Raw genomic sequence first — 16,481 nt, forward strand, 5'->3', positions numbered from 1 at the left:
ATACAATTTATTAAGAAATCTTTAACATTTTTTTCTATCAAATTTGATTTATGAAATCAATAATGTTTGCAGAATCAAAAAATAGTCGTAATTTTGCACCCGTTACATAATAATCATTAAACAATATTGGAATGTACTTAACAACAGACAAAAAGCAGGAAATTTTCGCACAACATGGAAAATCTGCACAAGACACAGGAAGCGCAGAAGGACAAATCGCTCTTTTCACTTTCAGAATCAACCACTTATCTCAACACCTAAAGGCTAATCGTCACGATTTCAACACAGAGAGATCTCTAGTGAAATTGGTAGGTAAGAGAAAAAGTTTATTAGATTACCTTAAAAAGAAAGATATCGCAAGATACAGAGCTATTATTGCTGCATTAGGTTTAAGAAAATAATCTATAAAGATTTTCAAAATAAAAGCAACTTCGAAAGAGGTTGCTTTTTTGTTTTGCAGTACTTGGAATCTTTAACCACAAAGGCACAAAAATTTTTTAGAAACTATTAAATGTTTGAGAAGAGCACTTAAGTTTTAAAAGTCTTTGATTGTAACAAAGAGTATTTAGATTCCTACGGAATGACACAATTCAAATGTATTTTTATCCATTCAATTTGTCATTCCGTAGGAATCCAGTTAGAAACATCCATAGAAAATGTATTAAAATATAGGGCAACTATCCCAACTGAGTGGTAATTCCCCTCTTCAGGAGGGGTGGCGAAAATTCAAAAAATTTTTGACGGGATGGTTAGCCCTCTACAATAGCTATTTTATTCCACTTTCTTTCCAATCTTCCCCAAATGCGTATTCTGAAAACTATCCGGATACTTCAACCCATAACCCAATATTCTGTCAAAGGCGGAATGAGAAAATAAGATGGCTCCAATCATTTGTAAATAAGGGAGAGATAAGGCTGTTCCCGCGAAATAAACGATAATAGCTATTCCTAAGTGATGAAAAAGGTTGTAAAAGAAAGCTCCCACCTTAGTATTAACGGTATAACCTAACATGGAAATGTCCGGAGCAAAAAAAAGTCCCGCGAACCACCACCAGGAATATCCCGTTTGGGCAAAACCATAGGCTCCCAACAATAGAAATGCTGCGTATTCAAGCTTTAATTGTATTTTCATAATAATTGTGTTAATCTGTTAGATAAGTTGCTTTTGGTAATGAAAAGTTACATTTTAAGATCGAAAAAAGAAAGCGGAATACCTTTGGGATATTCCGCTTATACATTTTGATATGATTGATTTTAATGCCCTGATTTAGCTTCAGTGCTTTCTACATGACCAAGGTATTTGGTACAATACGCTCCAAAGATCAGAATAACCAGATAGCAGAACACAGGTATGATAAACGAGTGCTGTACTCCAAACTGATCTGCAAGATATCCCTGGAAAATAGGAACAATAGCACCTCCTAAAATAGCCATTACGACTAAGGATGATCCCTGGCTCGTATATTTTCCAAGTCCTGAAATTGCCAGTGTATAAATATTAGAGAACATGATAGAGTTGAAAATTCCGATTCCTAAAATACTGTACATCGCCATTTCCCCATGATTGACCATGGCTGAAATCAGTAATACGACATTGATGGCTGCGAAGATTGATAATGTCCTAGCCGGAGCCGCTTTACCAACAAAAAAGGCAATGAAATTCAGAACGATAAACACAAGGAAAAAGCTGATCTGAGAGAAGGTAAGGTTCACAATGCTGAAGATCACAAGGAAAACAGCTCCTGCTGCCCCAAGCATATAAAGAGCTTTTTTGCTCTGGCTTAAAGATTGGTTTAAAGAGATTGCTCCAAGGAAACGGCCAATCATAGCTCCACCCCAATACATGGAAAGGTAATTCTTACTGATGATTTCATTAAACCCCATGATCTGAGGCTGTTCAAGGAAACTGATGATGAAACTCCCCACTGCTACTTCTCCGCCTACATAGCAGAACATGGCAAATACGCCGAATTTCAGATGACTGAATTCAAGCGCTCCCCAGCCTTTTACCACTTCCTCTTCACCCATCTGGAATGAAGGAAGTTTAACTCTGGAAATCAATAAGGCTACCAACAAAAGAATACCCGCGAAAATAAGATACGGAATTCTCGTTGCTACTGCACTGAATGATCCATCCGGAGACGAGAAAAATTCAAAAATAAGGTGGCCTCCAAGCACAGGGGCAATCGTTGTTCCGAATGCATTGAATGCCTGTGTCATATTCAGTCGGCTGGAAGCAGATTCTTCACTCCCCAGTAATGAAACATACGCATTGGCAGTAATCTGCAGTACCGTAAAGCCTAATCCTAAGATAAATAAAGCTCCTAAAAATAACGGATAATACGAGAACGTAGCTGCCGGATAAAACAACACGCAGCCAAAAGCTGCCAGAAAAATCCCGAACAGGATTCCTTTTTTATATCCTAACTTATTAATAGGATCTCCCTTGGTGATAGAGATCAGAAAATAAATCAACGATCCGATAAAGTAAGCCCCGAAAAAACAGAACTGCACCAGCATGGATTCGAAAAAGGTAAGATTGAAAAGTTGCTTCAGATAGGGGATCAGAATGTCATTCATACAGGTGATGAATCCCCACATAAAAAATAGCAGGGTGATGGTAACCAACGGAACCGTATAATTCCTGCTTTGCGATTGTACTTCTTTATTAATCATAAACATTTATTTATCTGTATAAGGATAGGTCCTTAACTCTTTTTTGCCTACAGCATTGCATTTTTGTGAAGTAAGGCAAATATAGGAATCCACCTATATGTTTGCAATAATTTTAATGGTTTTTATAATGAAATGTATACTCCTTTTCAAGTCAGAATGTTATTTTCATTTTTTGAGACAATAATACAAAAACAACAGGATTTTTCAATGCATTATTTTTAGAAAAACACATTTTTATTTTCACAAATAATGAATAAGTTGAGATTACAGCTATAAATTTTGAATATTTCATCAACTGATAGCCAATTTTTTGTATTTTGAGAGCCTATTTATGCAAGTGAAAAATTTAATATTTCATTATTATATAGTACCTTTGCACACGAAATTTAAAGAGTTTAAATATTAATTCATACTCAATACGGAGTATTAAGAAGACAAATTTATGAGTATACCTCAAGCGTTTACAGAGATGATTACTCTTGCTGATGGCAGAGAAATCACTATTGAAACAGGGAAATTGGCTAAGCAGGCTGATGGATCTGTGGTAGTAAAAATGGGTGGAACAATGCTTTTAGCAACTGTTGTAGCCAATAAAGAAGCAAATCCTGGTGTAGATTTTTTACCATTAACAGTTGATTACAGAGAAAAATTCTATGCAGGTGGAAGAATTCCTGGAAACTTCTTCCGTAGAGAAGCAAGACCTTCTGATCAGGAGATCTTAACGATGCGTTTAGTAGACAGAGTTCTACGTCCGCTTTTCCCTGAAGATTTCCATGCTGAAGTTCAGGTAATGATTTCATTAATTTCTTATGACGGAAAAACAATTCCTGATGATTTAGCAGGTTTGGCAGCTTCTGCAGCTATTGCTATTACTGATATTCCTTTCAATGGGCCAATGTCTGAGGTAAGAGTGGTAAGATTTGACGGAAAACTTTCTGTTAATCCTAGCTATGAAGAATTGAAAAATTCTGAATTGGATATCATGGTTGGAGCTACTAAAGACTCCATCGTAATGGTAGAAGGAGAAATGAAAGAAATTTCTGAGCAGGAGATGTTAGAAGCTATTATCTTCGGTCATGCTGAAATCAAAAAGCAAATTGAAGCTCAGGAAAGATTAGCAGAAAAAGTAGGAAAAGCTTTCCCTAAAAGAGAATATTCTCACGAAAACCATGACGAAGAAATTCGTGCAAAAGTTTGGAAGGAGACTTACGATAAAGTATATGAAGTTGCAAGAACTCCATCTGGTAAAGAGGAGAGAGGAGATAAATTCAAAGCAGTTCGTGAAGAGTTTTTAGCTCAATATGCTGAAGATGCTGAAGAATTGGAAAGAGTAACACCTTTCGTAAAAGTATATTATCATGATGTAGAGAAAGAAGCTATGCGTCAGATGATCCTTGAAGACAATATCCGTCTTGATGGTCGTGATCCTCAAACGATCCGTCCAATCTGGTCAGAAATTGATTACCTTCCGGGAGCTCACGGTTCTGCAGTGTTTACAAGAGGTGAAACTCAGTCTTTAACAGCGGTAACTTTAGGTTCTGTGAAAGATGCAAACATGGTAGACAGTGTTATTTCTCAGCACGACGAAAAATTCTTCCTACACTATAACTTCCCACCATTCTCTACAGGTGAAGCAAGACCTCTAAGAGGAACTTCAAGAAGAGAAGTAGGACACGGTAACCTTGCTCAGAGAGCATTGCAGGCTGTAATCCCTGAAGAAAATCCATATACAATCAGAATTGTTTCTGATATCCTTGAATCAAACGGTTCGTCTTCAATGGCAACAGTTTGTGCAGGAACATTGGCGTTAATGGATGCAGGGGTAAAGATTACAAAACCTGTTTCCGGTATTGCAATGGGATTGATCACGGATACAAAATCTGGTAAATTCACTGTACTTTCTGATATCTTAGGAGATGAGGATCACCTTGGAGATATGGACTTCAAAGTAACAGGTACTGCAGACGGTATCACAGCTTGTCAGATGGATATCAAAATCCAGGGACTTTCTATGGATATCATGGAAAAAGCTTTGATGCAGGCTAGAGACGGAAGATTACACATCTTAAATAAAATCACTGAAACAATTTCTGAACCAAGAGCAGACGTGAAGCCTCACGCTCCTAAAATGGTAGTAATGGAGATCTCTAAAGACTTCATTGGTGCTGTAATCGGGCCTGGTGGAAAAATCATTCAGCAGATGCAGAAAGATACAGATACCGTTATTGCTATTGAAGAAGTAGGTGAGATCGGACGTATCGAAATTGCAGGAACAGACAGAGAGAAAATCAATGCTGCTGTTGCAAGAATTAACGAAATTACTTTCGTACCGGTTGTAGGTGAGGTTTACAATGGTAAAGTAGTGAAGGTAATGGACTTTGGTGCATTTGTAGCGATTGCTAAAGGAACAGAAGGACTTCTTCATATTTCTGAAATTGAATGGGCTCGTCTAGACAAAGTTCCTTATGCAGAAGGTGATGAAGTAGAAGTGAAGTTCATGGGTTATGATGACCGTAAGAAAATGAAACTTTCAAGAAAAGTTCTTTTACCAAGACCTGCAAGACCGGAAGGACAAAGTAGACCAGAAGGTCAAAGAAGACCAGAAGGACAAGGAAGACCTGAGGGACAGAGAAGGCCTGAAGGGCAGAGAAGACCTGAAGGAGAAAAACCACAAGGAGAAAACCAAGTGGAAAACGAAGCTCCTTCTAACGAAGCTTAATAAGATTCATTCTTAGATATAAAAAATCCCTCAATTTGAGGGATTTTTGCTTTTTAGGTCATTATGAAATGCAGCGCATTGAGGCAATCTTAATTCTGGAAATTCAATGAAAATTATAAGATTGTTTCACCTTTGGTTCGAAATGACTATAGTTATTAACTTCCAATTCTCTGCTTCAGATCCTCAGCACCACCCGTTTTTCTGGGCTGTCCGTTTTTAGAAGATCCGAAATTGTAGGTATAAGAAAGTGTCACCACACGGGTATCTCTTTTTACAGCAAAATTTTCTAGATAATCATTATATACGGTTTGTCCTTTTATATTGCTGGTAAAAAACATATCAGTGAAAGCTAGTTTCAGAGTGCTGTTGTTTTTGAATTTCTTTTGAGCTCCGATATTCAGATACCAGTTAGGACTCACATCCAGATAAGCATATACTTCTCTTGCCTTATAATTTGCGGTGAGTTCAGCCGTGAACCCATTTCCCAGTTTGAATGAATTGATACTGTTAATATTAAAGGTGAAATTTCCTTTGTTATTAATCTGTGTTCCTGAAACATTTCCGGTGTATGATCCGTAGTAGAAATTAGCACTGTTGTTCATATCCCACCATTTGGTCACCTTTACAGGAGCAATAAGATATAATCCTAAATAAGATACCGAATTTAAATTTTCAATCGTTTGTACAGTGACTATCTGCCCGTTTTCCACTACAGGTTTAAGGATATCTGTGATATTGTTAGATGTTTTGCTGTAGCTTACTGTTGCAAAATATTTGTTGCTCAGGCTGTACGTTAGTTCATAATTCATCGTGGTCTGTGCATTCAGATCCGGATTTCCCGCTTTAAGAGTGGTGGGATCAAGATAAAACTTAAACGGATTCAGCTGGTTGTAGCTAGGTCTTGTGATCCTTCTGCTGAAATTAACTTCAAGGTTGCTTTTATCGGTCAGATCATAAGCAAAAACGGCACTTGGAAACAATTGGGTGTAATTCCTTTTGTTAACTTGATTGGTGGTAAGCTGGGTTCCTTTTACATTGGTGTTTTCCATTCTTAATCCTGCAGTTGCTTTGAACTTTTCCCATTTTTTAGAGACATTTCCATACACTGCATTAATATTTTCTTCGTAAATAAAATGATTGGTTTTGGAAAGATCAGGAATCTGAACACCGGAACTTGCATTGAAAAACTTCAGATCATTATCAGTTTTTACAAAGCTGGTTTTAATTCCTGTTTCCAGCTTCCATTCCTGTTTAAAATTCTTGGTAAGATCAGATTTTAAAGAATAGATATTCAGTTTTCCATCCATATCACCTTTTATGATGTCCAGATTATCTGTGTTGCTGGCTATATCATGCGTTTGGGTGTCAAAACTTTGCAGTGAAGAATTTGCATAATTAATGTAATCGAAATCAGTAGAGATTTCAGAGCCTAAAGAATCAATCGTGTATTTATGATTAAGATTGAATGAAAGATTGGTCCAGCGGTCATTCGATCTGTTGACGGTGGTGAATGAGCTTTCAGGAAGATGGTTGCTGCCCAGTGTCACATTAGAATTATCGCCGTTGATATTGAACTTGTTTGAAACCAGCCCTACAGAAAAGCCAAGCACATTTTTATCATTCAGATAATAATCCATTCCCGCTTTGGCAACATGGCTGTTGAATCTGAACCTCAGATAATTATCCTGAACATATGCTTTTTTGAAATTGTTGGCTTCATAGAAATTTCTGTCCAGTACCAAACCGTTGTAAGCTTCCCTGTAAGCAAAGCTGTAATTTCCAAAAATATTGATTTTCTTATTTCGGTGGTTAATGCTGAAACTGTTATTATTCTTCACATATTTACCCGTTCCTAAAGACGTGGAAACACTTCCGTTGGTTCCTTTTCTCTGTTCCTTTTTAAGCTTGATATTAATGATTGCAGATCCCGCCGCATCATATTTGGAAGAAGGGTTGGTGATGAATTCTATCTTTTCAATGGTAGAGGATGGAATTCCCTTAAGGTAATTTGCAAGGTCACTTCCGGTCATTGGTGTATTTTTGCCATCAATCTGAATCAGAAGGTTTCCTTTTCCGCGGAGGCTGATATTATCATTGTTGTCAATACTCACCCCAGGCGCTTTTTCCAATACTTCAAAAGCCGAATTTCCGGTGCTGGCAATGCTGTTTTCAACATTCATGATCATCTTTCCGTCCTGTCTTTCGATAAGAGGTTTGGTTTTGGTGATCGTTACACCTTCAATAGATTTTACGTTCAGATCTATAGAAGGGAGCGTCGTGTTTTCAGCCAAAGAAATATTTTCTGAATGATAAACTTCAGTACCGTTTTTATTGATCTTTACCTGATAAGTTCCTTGTTTTAAATCATTAAAATTAAACTTACCGTTACCATCAGCAATTTCTGTTTTGATTAACTGATGATCGGCATTAAAGAGATTGATCTCCATTTGCTCGGCTTTGCCGGATTTTATATTTCCGGATAAAGATAAACTCTGTGAAGCCTGCTGGGCAGAATATCTGCTGCTGAACGAGATCAGTATGCAGATAAAAATAAATGTGAGTATTCTGGTCATAGCGTTTTACTTTTTAGGGTTAAGACAGTTTTCTGAAATTTTCAGTAAAGCTGAATACATGACTTCCAGTTCCTCATTTTTGATCCCCTTCAAAGCTGTTTTACGGTTCTTTTCTACGATATTCTGAACCTCTCTGATCACTTTTACTCCGGAATCTGTTACTCCCAGATTAGTTTTTCGGCGGTCTTCAGGATGAACATGTCTTGTGATGTATTCGGATTTTACCATTAAATCAATAATCCTGGTGACAGAAGCATTGTCTTTGAAAACAAGATCACCAATCTCATTCTGGGTAATTCCCGGGTTTTCCAGAATCGCTTTGATGATAAGCCACTGATCGATAGTGATCGTATAACCATGCGCTTTCAGCTGCCGCTGAGCATAGTTTCTGTAGGCTCTGATTGCTTTGTCTATATTGTAGAATATTATTGAATTTAACTTTTCCATATTTCAGAATTTAAAATGACTTATCAATTATTGATATGTCAACTAATTGGTAGAATCCCTTTTTATTTTGTTACAATTCCTGAAAAATATTTTCAAAAAAAATTAAAAACGATCTGTAAATTATTCCTGTTTTGTCTTTGTAGAGGCGCTTTTTGATCCTGAAGCAAAAGTTATATTTTCTGTGGTTTTGAATAATCTGTCGATCTGTTTTCTGGCTGAGACATCTGGTGTCATCTTATAAAACTCATTAATCAGATCTATTGAAGTAGGTTTCCTGGGATATTGATTGTGGTTCAGAAAGCTTTTTAAAGCTGTGTTTACGTTCTCTTCACCAATTAAATTACTCAATTTTACCATGGCTGCAGCGCCTTTGGAATAAGAAATATGAGGAGCATCTCCCGTAGCTTTATAGATGGGAACATTTTCAGACAATCCTTTTTCATTGTCATAGATCTGCTGATGTACTTTGATTCTTTCCATCATTTTTTCTCTGCCATGCATTTTCTTGTAAAGCATCATTTCCGTATACATCGCCAGTGTTTCGGTAAGCATTACTGACCCTTCTCTGTCGTCAGGATTGATCTGGCTGTTTCCCCACCAGAGATGTGAAAGTTCATGTCCTGCAAGTTCATTGATGACATCTTGCTTTTTGTCTGCCTGAATATTGGCATGGAAAACCATATCTTCCGGCATAAAGACAGCAGAAGGATAGGCTGTTGCAGCAAAACCTCGGGTAAAAGAAGAAATCTCTGCAAAATTGATGGTTTTAAAAGGATATTTCCCGAAATTCTGCTGGCAATAATCCAAAGTAAGCTTCGCATTTTCCAGAAGATGATCTACATTTTCAACATGTTTTTGATGATAAAAGATATTGATGATGATTCCTTTATAGTTCTCGCTTTTTATTTCATAGTTAGCTGAAGAAGCGGCAAACCGGAAAGGAATCTGATCTGCTTTATACTGGAAATAATGACGCCCGGATTTTGACCATTTCTTTACCAGATCTCCTGTGCCTATGGCTGTTTGATTCCCTTCAGTAGAAACAGTCATATGGAGATTAATAAAATCCTTTTTTACCACTTCAGGAGCTTCCGGTTTCTTCAGTTCCGTAAGTTTTCCCAATTTGAACTGGCTGCGCTGCTTTTCATCCTGGATTTCATAATCCTTTTGATAGCCTATTGTTGGATAATATCTGCTGATTCTCATAAAAGAACCATCTTCAATCACTGCATTAAAAGACTGATGACCATTGACGGCAAACCATTGGTAAGACAGGTTGAAATTCAGGGAAGCTGTTTCCCCCGGCTGCATACTGTGTTTTAATAAGACTTCTGTAGTATTTTTATTAATTTTCATTGCTTCAGAACCAGATGTCAATACAGCAGATTCAAGTTTTAAATCCTCATGAAAATTGATGAGAATTTTATTGATGGGTTGATCGGTTTGATTGATAAGGGTGTATTTTCCTACGATCTGATAGGTGTTTTCTGAAGGATAAAGCTTGATTTCTGTGGTAACATCAGTAATATCTGGCTGTGGAAGATTTTCATATTTCCGGAAGTTTTTTTCATATTCTACCGAGCTTAAGATAGCCTGGTCTTCATTGTTAGGAATATATCCTTTCATAAAAAGTATTCCGGCAAAGATTCCTGAAACCAGCAGAAAAATACTTAAAATGGAAGAAATAACAGATATTTTTTTACTCCTTATTAAACGATTAATTGTCCATAAAATACTGATAATACCCGTTCCGAAAAGAAGTCTTTGTGCAAAAGCCTTTTCATAGATTCCATAACCTCTGAAATCACTGTAAGTACCTTTAAAATCAGAAAATATTCTGAAAAGAGGATAGGAGATGATTTTCCCGGAAACCGGACCGGACAGTACAAAAACTGCGAGAATAGAAACCCCGAGTGCAATGAATTTATTAGGGATTCTGTCATTAATCAAAAGGATCAATCCGGAAAACAGCATCAGAGGAAAAGTATTGAAAAGGAAAACACCCAAATACGCCTTCCAGTCGATATGAAGATACTGATAAGCGGCCTGGAAAACAATTCCCTGAACAATTAGAATTCCGGTAAAGAAAATCAGCAGAAGGCAGATGGTGATAAAATGTCCCGTTAATCTGTTTTTTGAAAAATAAGTACTGTTTTCAATCATGAAAAATCCGGAAGACCGGCTTCTCCAGAAAATATCGTTCAGAAAATAGGCTGAAATAAGAAGACCAAGCAGATGAAAATTCTCTGAAATAGTTGTTGCCATAAGTCCTGAACCTGCATATTTCTGCGGAAGGCGAATTCCTTTTTCAATCTCGGCATACATTTCCATAGCGACACAAAATAATAGAAGGATAGAAACTGCAGGAACAGCAATACTTTTGAACAGATAGGTAAGATCGGTTTTTACAAAAGAAAATACAGCCCGAAAAGAAGCCAGTCCTCCAAAATTAGCTGAAGCAGTTGAATATGCTGATCTGTTCGTTTCCGATAATGGCTGAATAATTCCCGATGTTTTTACTTTCTTTCCGGATAAATTGGAGAATGAAAATAATCTGAGTGAAAGAAGAAGAAATCCAACGGATATAAAGATAAACAAGAGCCTGTTGAACAAAAGGTATCCCGTAAAAGGGGTCATCTGGATATTTTTCTGATGCGAACTAAGATCACGGGCCTGTATAAAATAAGCAGACAGTCCAAAAGGATCAATCAAAGCTGAAAACTGCTGTGTTTCCAGAGACTGAGGTAAGCTTCCCGCCATAAAAGGAGAGTTGGAAAACAATAAAATAATCATATAAAGCACATACAGAAGCAGTCCGCCCACTACAACCAACAGTTTTTTCCTGACAATAAATGAAATGAGAAACAGAAAACTGCAGACAAATAAACTGTTGATAAGACCAAAGATCAAAATTGGATAAATGTAATGGATAATCGTAAATCCTTCCTGCATTTCACTTCCGGTACGCATGATTTGTCCTATAAGAAATCCTGTCATCAGAAATGAAAAGCTTACAAAGGTCTGAAGAAAATAAGCGGTGAACTTTCCTTTCAGATAAGTGGACTTTGAAAACGGAAATGAAAACAGGATATGATCAAATTTTGAATCCTGATCTTTAAACAAGAGCTGTAAAGCATATACGGTGGCGAAAAAAATAACCACAAGACTCAGCATTCCGGTCATAAAACCGATGGTATAAGGTGAGTTTAAATAAATTCCTTCTCCTACTGAAAGATTGAATTGATTTCCGCAAAAAATACCGAGAGCTACCAGAAGTAAGGCCACAAGATAGGTGAGCCAGTGCTTGGTAGTGCGTCCGGCTTCGAATAAAAATATCGTGTTCATGATTAAGGTTTTTGAGTGAGAGTATGGAAATAAACGTGTTCCAGTAAAGGAGCTACGGAACTGAAATTTTTGGGAGATTCTTCAGAAAATACAGTAATGTGAAGCTCTCTTTCGAGAAGTTGTCTGCTGATGATCTCATAGGTGGAACCATAGGTTTCCAGTTCGGTTTTGTCAATCGGTTTTGACCAGATTTTATTTTCAAGCTCTGCGATTAATTTTCCGGGATTTCCTTTTCTGAGAATCTGTCCGTGGTTCATCACTGCCATTTCTGAGCAGAGGTTTCGGACATCTTCAACCAGATGAGTGGACAGAATAACAATCACCTCCTGGCTGATATCATTGAGCAATGTATTGAAACGGTTGCGTTCTTCAGGATCCAATCCTGCGGTCGGTTCATCTACAATGATGATTTTCGGGTCTCCCAATAATGCCTGAGCTACGCCGAAACGCTGTTTCATCCCTCCAGAGAAGGTGTGTACTTCTTTTTTAGCAAAATCAGAAAGGTTGACTTTTTCAAGCAGACCCAGAATTTGATTCTTACGTTGGTTTCTGTCAGTAATACCTTTCAATACAGCGATATGTTCCAGCAGATCATAGGCAGATACCTTTGGATACACTCCGAAATCCTGAGGAAGAAATCCAAGATTCTGTTTGATATAATCAGGGTTTTTAATAATATCCACTTCATTGAAAAGTAATGTTCCTGATGTTGGTTTCTGAAGTCCTACGATGGTTTTCATCAGAGATGATTTTCCGGCTCCGTTGGGACCAAGCAGCCCGAACATTCCGTTTTTAATTTCCAATGAAATGTTTTTAATGGCTTGAAAACCATTCTTGTAGGTGAGACTAAGGTTGTTGATTGATAATGTGTTCATAACGTTGTGTTTGGGGAATAGAAGGACAGGCAGCCTTTTGGCAGCTAGATTAGGGTTTAAAGGTTAGGGTTTGGAGGTTAGCAGCTGGAAGTTAGAAATTAGAGAATTTAGAAGCTGAATTTTTACACACCATCCTCAAATTCGCTTACTCTCAAACTCTCCAACACGAAACTCGCATCCCGCAACTCATTTACTCTTTAAATTCAAGAATATCTCCGGGCTGGCATTCCAGGATTTTACAGATGGCTTCAAGCGTATCGAAGCGGACCCCTTTGGCTTTTCCAGTTTTAAGGATAGAGAGGTTGACGGGCGTGATACCCAGTTTTTCTGCCAATTCTTTACTCTGCATTTTTCGTTTGGCAAGCATCACATCTAAGTTGACTATAATTGGCATTTTAAATAAATAGGTCTTGTTCGTTTTGCAAATGTAGTCCTTGCTTAAAGATATTCGCAAGAAACAGACAGAAAATTCCAAGCATAAAGTGAATAAACACCAGTCCCCATATCATACTTTCTACTTCCACAAAGAAACTCGCGATAATCACCAGTGGAAGCGGGATAAAAATATTGTACAGGTAAAATCTCTTAAGCTGAATGATGTTTTCCTGAGTAAACAGTTTCTGCTGGAAAAATACTTTGAAAACTCTGGCAGATAACCAGAAAAAGATTCCATAAGTGATGAGTACAGACAGAAATGAAAAAATCATATAGGAGCAATTGTTTTCGATATTTAGAAAAGGTTGTTCTGTAAACGGATAATTGACGTGGAGAAACTTTCCCTCTTTATAAGGGGTAACCGCAAATCCGCTGATCAGGCAGAATAAGGAATACACAAAAGTGAGTAAATATCCGGCCGACAATACAGAGCAGATATAGAATAAAATCTTTGAAATAATTTTGGTCTGGTTCATGGCATGAATAATAATTGATATTGCAAATGTATAATTAATTATCGTAAAACAATAATTAATTTAAATGAAATTTTATTTTGTGTTACTGTAAGTCAGAGAATAAAGTGCTGGAAATAGTGTGATAATCACTGTTTTTAATTAATTTTAAATAATAAAAAAATAGAAATCATGGCTTACAGCACAGAACTTGCCGACCGGGTACGTGAACGGCTTTCAATCATAGACAATATTGAGGTTGAAGAGAAGAAAATGTTCAGCGGACTGTCTTTTCTGGTGAATGGGAAAATGTGTATTAATATCAGTCACGGCAATCTGATGTGCCGCTATGATCCCGAAATGGAAGATGAGGTTTCGGAGAAAAAAGGATTTCTGCCGATGATTATGAAAGGGAAGCAGTTAAATGGATATTGCTATGTAGAACCCATTGGTTTCCAAAAAGCAGATGATTTTGAATACTGGATCAAGATCTGTCTGGATTATAATCCGATGGCAAAGGCTTCGAAGAAGTGAACGGAGTGTGAGTTGTAGGGTAGGAGAGTTTTGGAGTAAGAGAGTGGAAGTGATGAAGTTCATCAATCCCACATTCATCACTCATCATTTATAATTCATCATTATGATACAGTTTTTCTCTGATCTGAATTAAGATTTTTGTTGTTTTTTCTACATCCGGAGAGTCAGGAAGATGTGACTGAGCATAGTGATCTTCTATTGATTGTATCAGGTTTTCTGCTTTTTCCATAACACTTTCATAAGACTGGTTTCCTGCTTTGATATCTAATAGTTCATCCTGGTTTTCTACGCGGATCGTCAGTGAACTGGTTTTAAAAATCTGCTCACAGGACTGCAGGAGCCTGATGGTATGCATCATATTCTTACTGTCATAATTTTGCCCGTGAGTCTGATTGACATTGTAACGGTCTTCATTACGCTCAGCTACCCACTTCCAGTATTCCCTGTAATCTTTGCAGTAAACAGAGTAAGCATCCAGATTACAGAACAGATAAGCGACCGGCTTTTCATCTTTAGGAATGGACGATACAGAAACCTGATTGGCCTCTTCATTCTGCATAACACCTTTATATCCCAATGTTCCCGATTCATCATAAAATAAGGCATACATTCCCTTGGTATGATCAATACCCACCAATCCGCATTTTTCCTGCAAAAGGCTATTCCCCCTGCCAGTGGAAGGGAATTCGTGCAGCCATTTTTTCAACGGTACAGAGCCTTGTCCATCAAGAATAAAACAGAAATCCAGAATAGATTTTCTTTCTTTATCAATAGGATTTAAGATCTTTTTGTTGAGTCCTTTTGCCTTTTTAATCTGTGATACAGCATAGCCTGCAAAAGTATCTTTACAGAGTTTTGAAAGGAAATCTTCGGTTTTCAGCAGATCCATCAACGGGTGTTTATATTGAATACAATCCTCAGGACTTGCCAGAATTTCAAGAATATTAGGATTGTTTTTCTGCAGCAGTTCTACAAACCTCCCGATTTCATAATACGTAAGATCATTCGTCTCATTGGAGATCTGCGGAATGTAATTTAGACCAAAGAAATCTTCCTTCGGCAGATAGTACACCCCACGGATATCAGTATCAGAATTCTCTGTTGCAAGCCCAAAAGCCCGACTTCCGGAAATGGCTTCGAAGAGGAGGATGTTTTTGTTTTTTAGGTCTTGGATGGTCATAAATTTTCTATATGGCTTCTTGGGATAATTGTTGTCTGTGAATTAAGTTTCAAAGAATTAAAATGTATCAAAAATCTCTTTTAAAAACATTCTATATTCCTCACGAATTGTCAATTCTTTTTCAACAAATAATTCGTTTCTCAGACAATTTACCGCTTCTTTGGTGACAGGATTATATCCTTGTTTGTTCATTTCTTTATTAAAAATTCCGACGCCTCGTTTTTGCCATGGCGGAAGATTGTTATAATTGATTCCGTACTGAAAAAGCAATTCGTTTTTATCAGATTGTGACATTTTTTCAATGGTTTCAGTGGTTTGTTTGACATTAAAACCATTTTTTCTTAATGTCCAGTAACAATAAGCAGAAAGTGAGTTTCTGTGAGAATCTTCCTGTCTCCAGCAAAAATAATCCAGAAGCATTTCCTGGTTAGGAATGGCAATAGTTCTACAGTCGAAAACACAGATTTCCTGAAATTGCAGACTGAAAAAGGCACTTACTTCCCCTGCCAAAACAGAGTTAATTTTTCTTATTTTTCTGCTGAAAGTATTATCATCTTTATGAATCAACAGAGAAATTTCATCACTTTGAGTATAACCATAGATGATTTTAAACCCAATATTAAAGAGATGTTTTGTTGAATCTACCATCACCTCACTGAATTTTTTATCAAATGGCTTTTCAAGGGACAGTTTCTCTTTGGTGAGTTTTGTAAATCCTCTTCCATCTAATCTTACAACAATAAAATTTTCTGGCAGAATGTACTGTTCCAAAAGACTTTCATTTCTTCGCATTAAAGCTTCAATTTCTTCAAATTTCATAATCGTTGATTTCAAATTTTTGATCCACAATTTTCACACTGAATATTCTGGAAAAACCTTCTTCAAATAAAGGTTTTTCCAATTCTTTATATTTTGCCTTTATTCCAATTTCGTTAATGGAGTCTTTTCTGTTTTTATTTCGTTCTATACAATCCTGAACACTGCTGTCGAAATAATACCCAATAACTTCATATTTATTTTGTTGAGCAAATTCAATATATTTTTTTCGGCTTTCTTGAGTTACATTCGTATTATCGATGACCATCTTTGATTGTGTTTCGAAACAATAATGGAGTAACTTTCCTTCCTTGTTTCGGGTATTTAGTAAATCCATGCTGATTCTGATATGCGAATTGAAAAAAAGCTCCTTGTAAAAAGAACTTTTTCCACTTGCAGGAATTCCGATGAAAATAATCATTTCCATAAT

Annotated in this window: 14 protein-coding genes; 3 read left to right on the plus strand and 11 right to left on the minus strand. The window is 36.9% G+C overall.

Features of this window, described 5'->3' with window-relative positions; translation table 11 throughout:
* Nucleotides 1-131 precede the first annotated feature (131 nt).
* Nucleotides 132-401: a 30S ribosomal protein S15 gene (rpsO, locus tag AC57AW_RS08915; RefSeq protein ID WP_045494446.1), complete on the plus strand. Its 270-nt coding sequence runs from the start codon at nucleotides 132-134 to the stop codon at nucleotides 399-401.
* A 370-nt stretch (nucleotides 402-771) separates the two neighbouring features.
* Here rpsO and AC57AW_RS08920 read toward each other — a convergent pair whose 3' ends face one another.
* Nucleotides 772-1,131, minus strand: coding sequence for a DUF4260 domain-containing protein (locus AC57AW_RS08920; RefSeq protein WP_318848296.1), 360 nt, complete (start codon nucleotides 1,129-1,131; stop codon nucleotides 772-774).
* Between the two features lie 122 nt (nucleotides 1,132-1,253).
* Nucleotides 1,254-2,675: a sugar MFS transporter gene (locus AC57AW_RS08925; RefSeq protein WP_318848295.1), complete on the minus strand. Its 1,422-nt coding sequence runs from the start codon at nucleotides 2,673-2,675 to the stop codon at nucleotides 1,254-1,256.
* Between the two features lie 442 nt (nucleotides 2,676-3,117).
* Between AC57AW_RS08925 and AC57AW_RS08930 the strand changes: the two genes are divergently transcribed.
* The gene (locus tag AC57AW_RS08930) at nucleotides 3,118-5,394 is read left to right on the plus strand and encodes a polyribonucleotide nucleotidyltransferase (RefSeq protein ID WP_496351572.1); all 2,277 of its coding nucleotides are present in this window, start codon (nucleotides 3,118-3,120) and stop codon (nucleotides 5,392-5,394) included.
* Nucleotides 5,395-5,549: 155 nt separating this feature from the next.
* Here AC57AW_RS08930 and AC57AW_RS08935 read toward each other — a convergent pair whose 3' ends face one another.
* From AC57AW_RS08935 to AC57AW_RS08960, 6 genes are all read right to left on the minus strand, one after another.
* Complete coding sequence (locus tag AC57AW_RS08935; protein ID WP_496351573.1) at nucleotides 5,550-7,967, minus strand: TonB-dependent receptor domain-containing protein; 2,418 nt, start codon at nucleotides 7,965-7,967, stop codon at nucleotides 5,550-5,552.
* Nucleotides 7,968-7,973: 6 nt separating this feature from the next.
* Nucleotides 7,974-8,414, minus strand: coding sequence for a MarR family winged helix-turn-helix transcriptional regulator (locus AC57AW_RS08940; protein WP_496351574.1), 441 nt, complete (start codon nucleotides 8,412-8,414; stop codon nucleotides 7,974-7,976).
* A 120-nt stretch (nucleotides 8,415-8,534) separates the two neighbouring features.
* Nucleotides 8,535-11,759 (minus strand): M1 family aminopeptidase, encoded by a 3,225-nt coding sequence (locus tag AC57AW_RS08945; RefSeq protein WP_496351575.1) that lies wholly within the window; start codon nucleotides 11,757-11,759, stop codon nucleotides 8,535-8,537.
* 2 nt (nucleotides 11,760-11,761) lie between these two features.
* Entirely contained in the window at nucleotides 11,762-12,634 is an 873-nt protein-coding gene (locus AC57AW_RS08950; RefSeq protein ID WP_496351576.1) for an ABC transporter ATP-binding protein, read from the minus strand.
* Between the two features lie 190 nt (nucleotides 12,635-12,824).
* Nucleotides 12,825-13,028 carry a helix-turn-helix domain-containing protein gene (locus AC57AW_RS08955; RefSeq protein ID WP_002980904.1) on the minus strand — a complete coding sequence of 68 codons (204 nt, stop codon included), beginning with the start codon at nucleotides 13,026-13,028 and terminating at the stop codon, nucleotides 12,825-12,827.
* A 1-nt stretch (nucleotide 13,029) separates the two neighbouring features.
* On the minus strand, nucleotides 13,030-13,545 hold the full coding sequence (locus AC57AW_RS08960) for a DUF2975 domain-containing protein (protein ID WP_496351577.1): 516 nt from the start codon (nucleotides 13,543-13,545) through the stop codon (nucleotides 13,030-13,032).
* Nucleotides 13,546-13,713: 168 nt separating this feature from the next.
* Between AC57AW_RS08960 and AC57AW_RS08965 the strand changes: the two genes are divergently transcribed.
* The gene (locus AC57AW_RS08965) at nucleotides 13,714-14,055 is read left to right on the plus strand and encodes a TfoX/Sxy family protein (protein ID WP_496351578.1); all 342 of its coding nucleotides are present in this window, start codon (nucleotides 13,714-13,716) and stop codon (nucleotides 14,053-14,055) included.
* 88 nt (nucleotides 14,056-14,143) lie between these two features.
* Here the strand turns inward: AC57AW_RS08965 and AC57AW_RS08970 are convergent, their stop codons facing one another.
* From AC57AW_RS08970 to AC57AW_RS08980, 3 genes are read right to left on the minus strand one after another with little or no spacing between them, the layout of a single operon-like run.
* Nucleotides 14,144-15,235, minus strand: a complete 1,092-nt coding sequence (locus AC57AW_RS08970) for a nucleotidyltransferase domain-containing protein (protein WP_496351579.1) — start codon at nucleotides 15,233-15,235, stop codon at nucleotides 14,144-14,146.
* 57 nt (nucleotides 15,236-15,292) lie between these two features.
* On the minus strand, nucleotides 15,293-16,054 hold the full coding sequence (locus tag AC57AW_RS08975; RefSeq protein ID WP_496351580.1) for a tRNA(His) guanylyltransferase Thg1 family protein: 762 nt from the start codon (nucleotides 16,052-16,054) through the stop codon (nucleotides 15,293-15,295).
* The gene (locus AC57AW_RS08980) at nucleotides 16,044-16,478 is read right to left on the minus strand and encodes an AAA family ATPase (RefSeq protein WP_496351581.1); all 435 of its coding nucleotides are present in this window, start codon (nucleotides 16,476-16,478) and stop codon (nucleotides 16,044-16,046) included. Before AC57AW_RS08980 ends, AC57AW_RS08975 begins: the two co-directional genes overlap by 11 nt.
* Between the last annotated feature and the right edge of the window lie 3 nt (nucleotides 16,479-16,481).

It is taken from the genome of Chryseobacterium sp. BGA-UO-ETr-SB22, assembly GCF_059567885.1.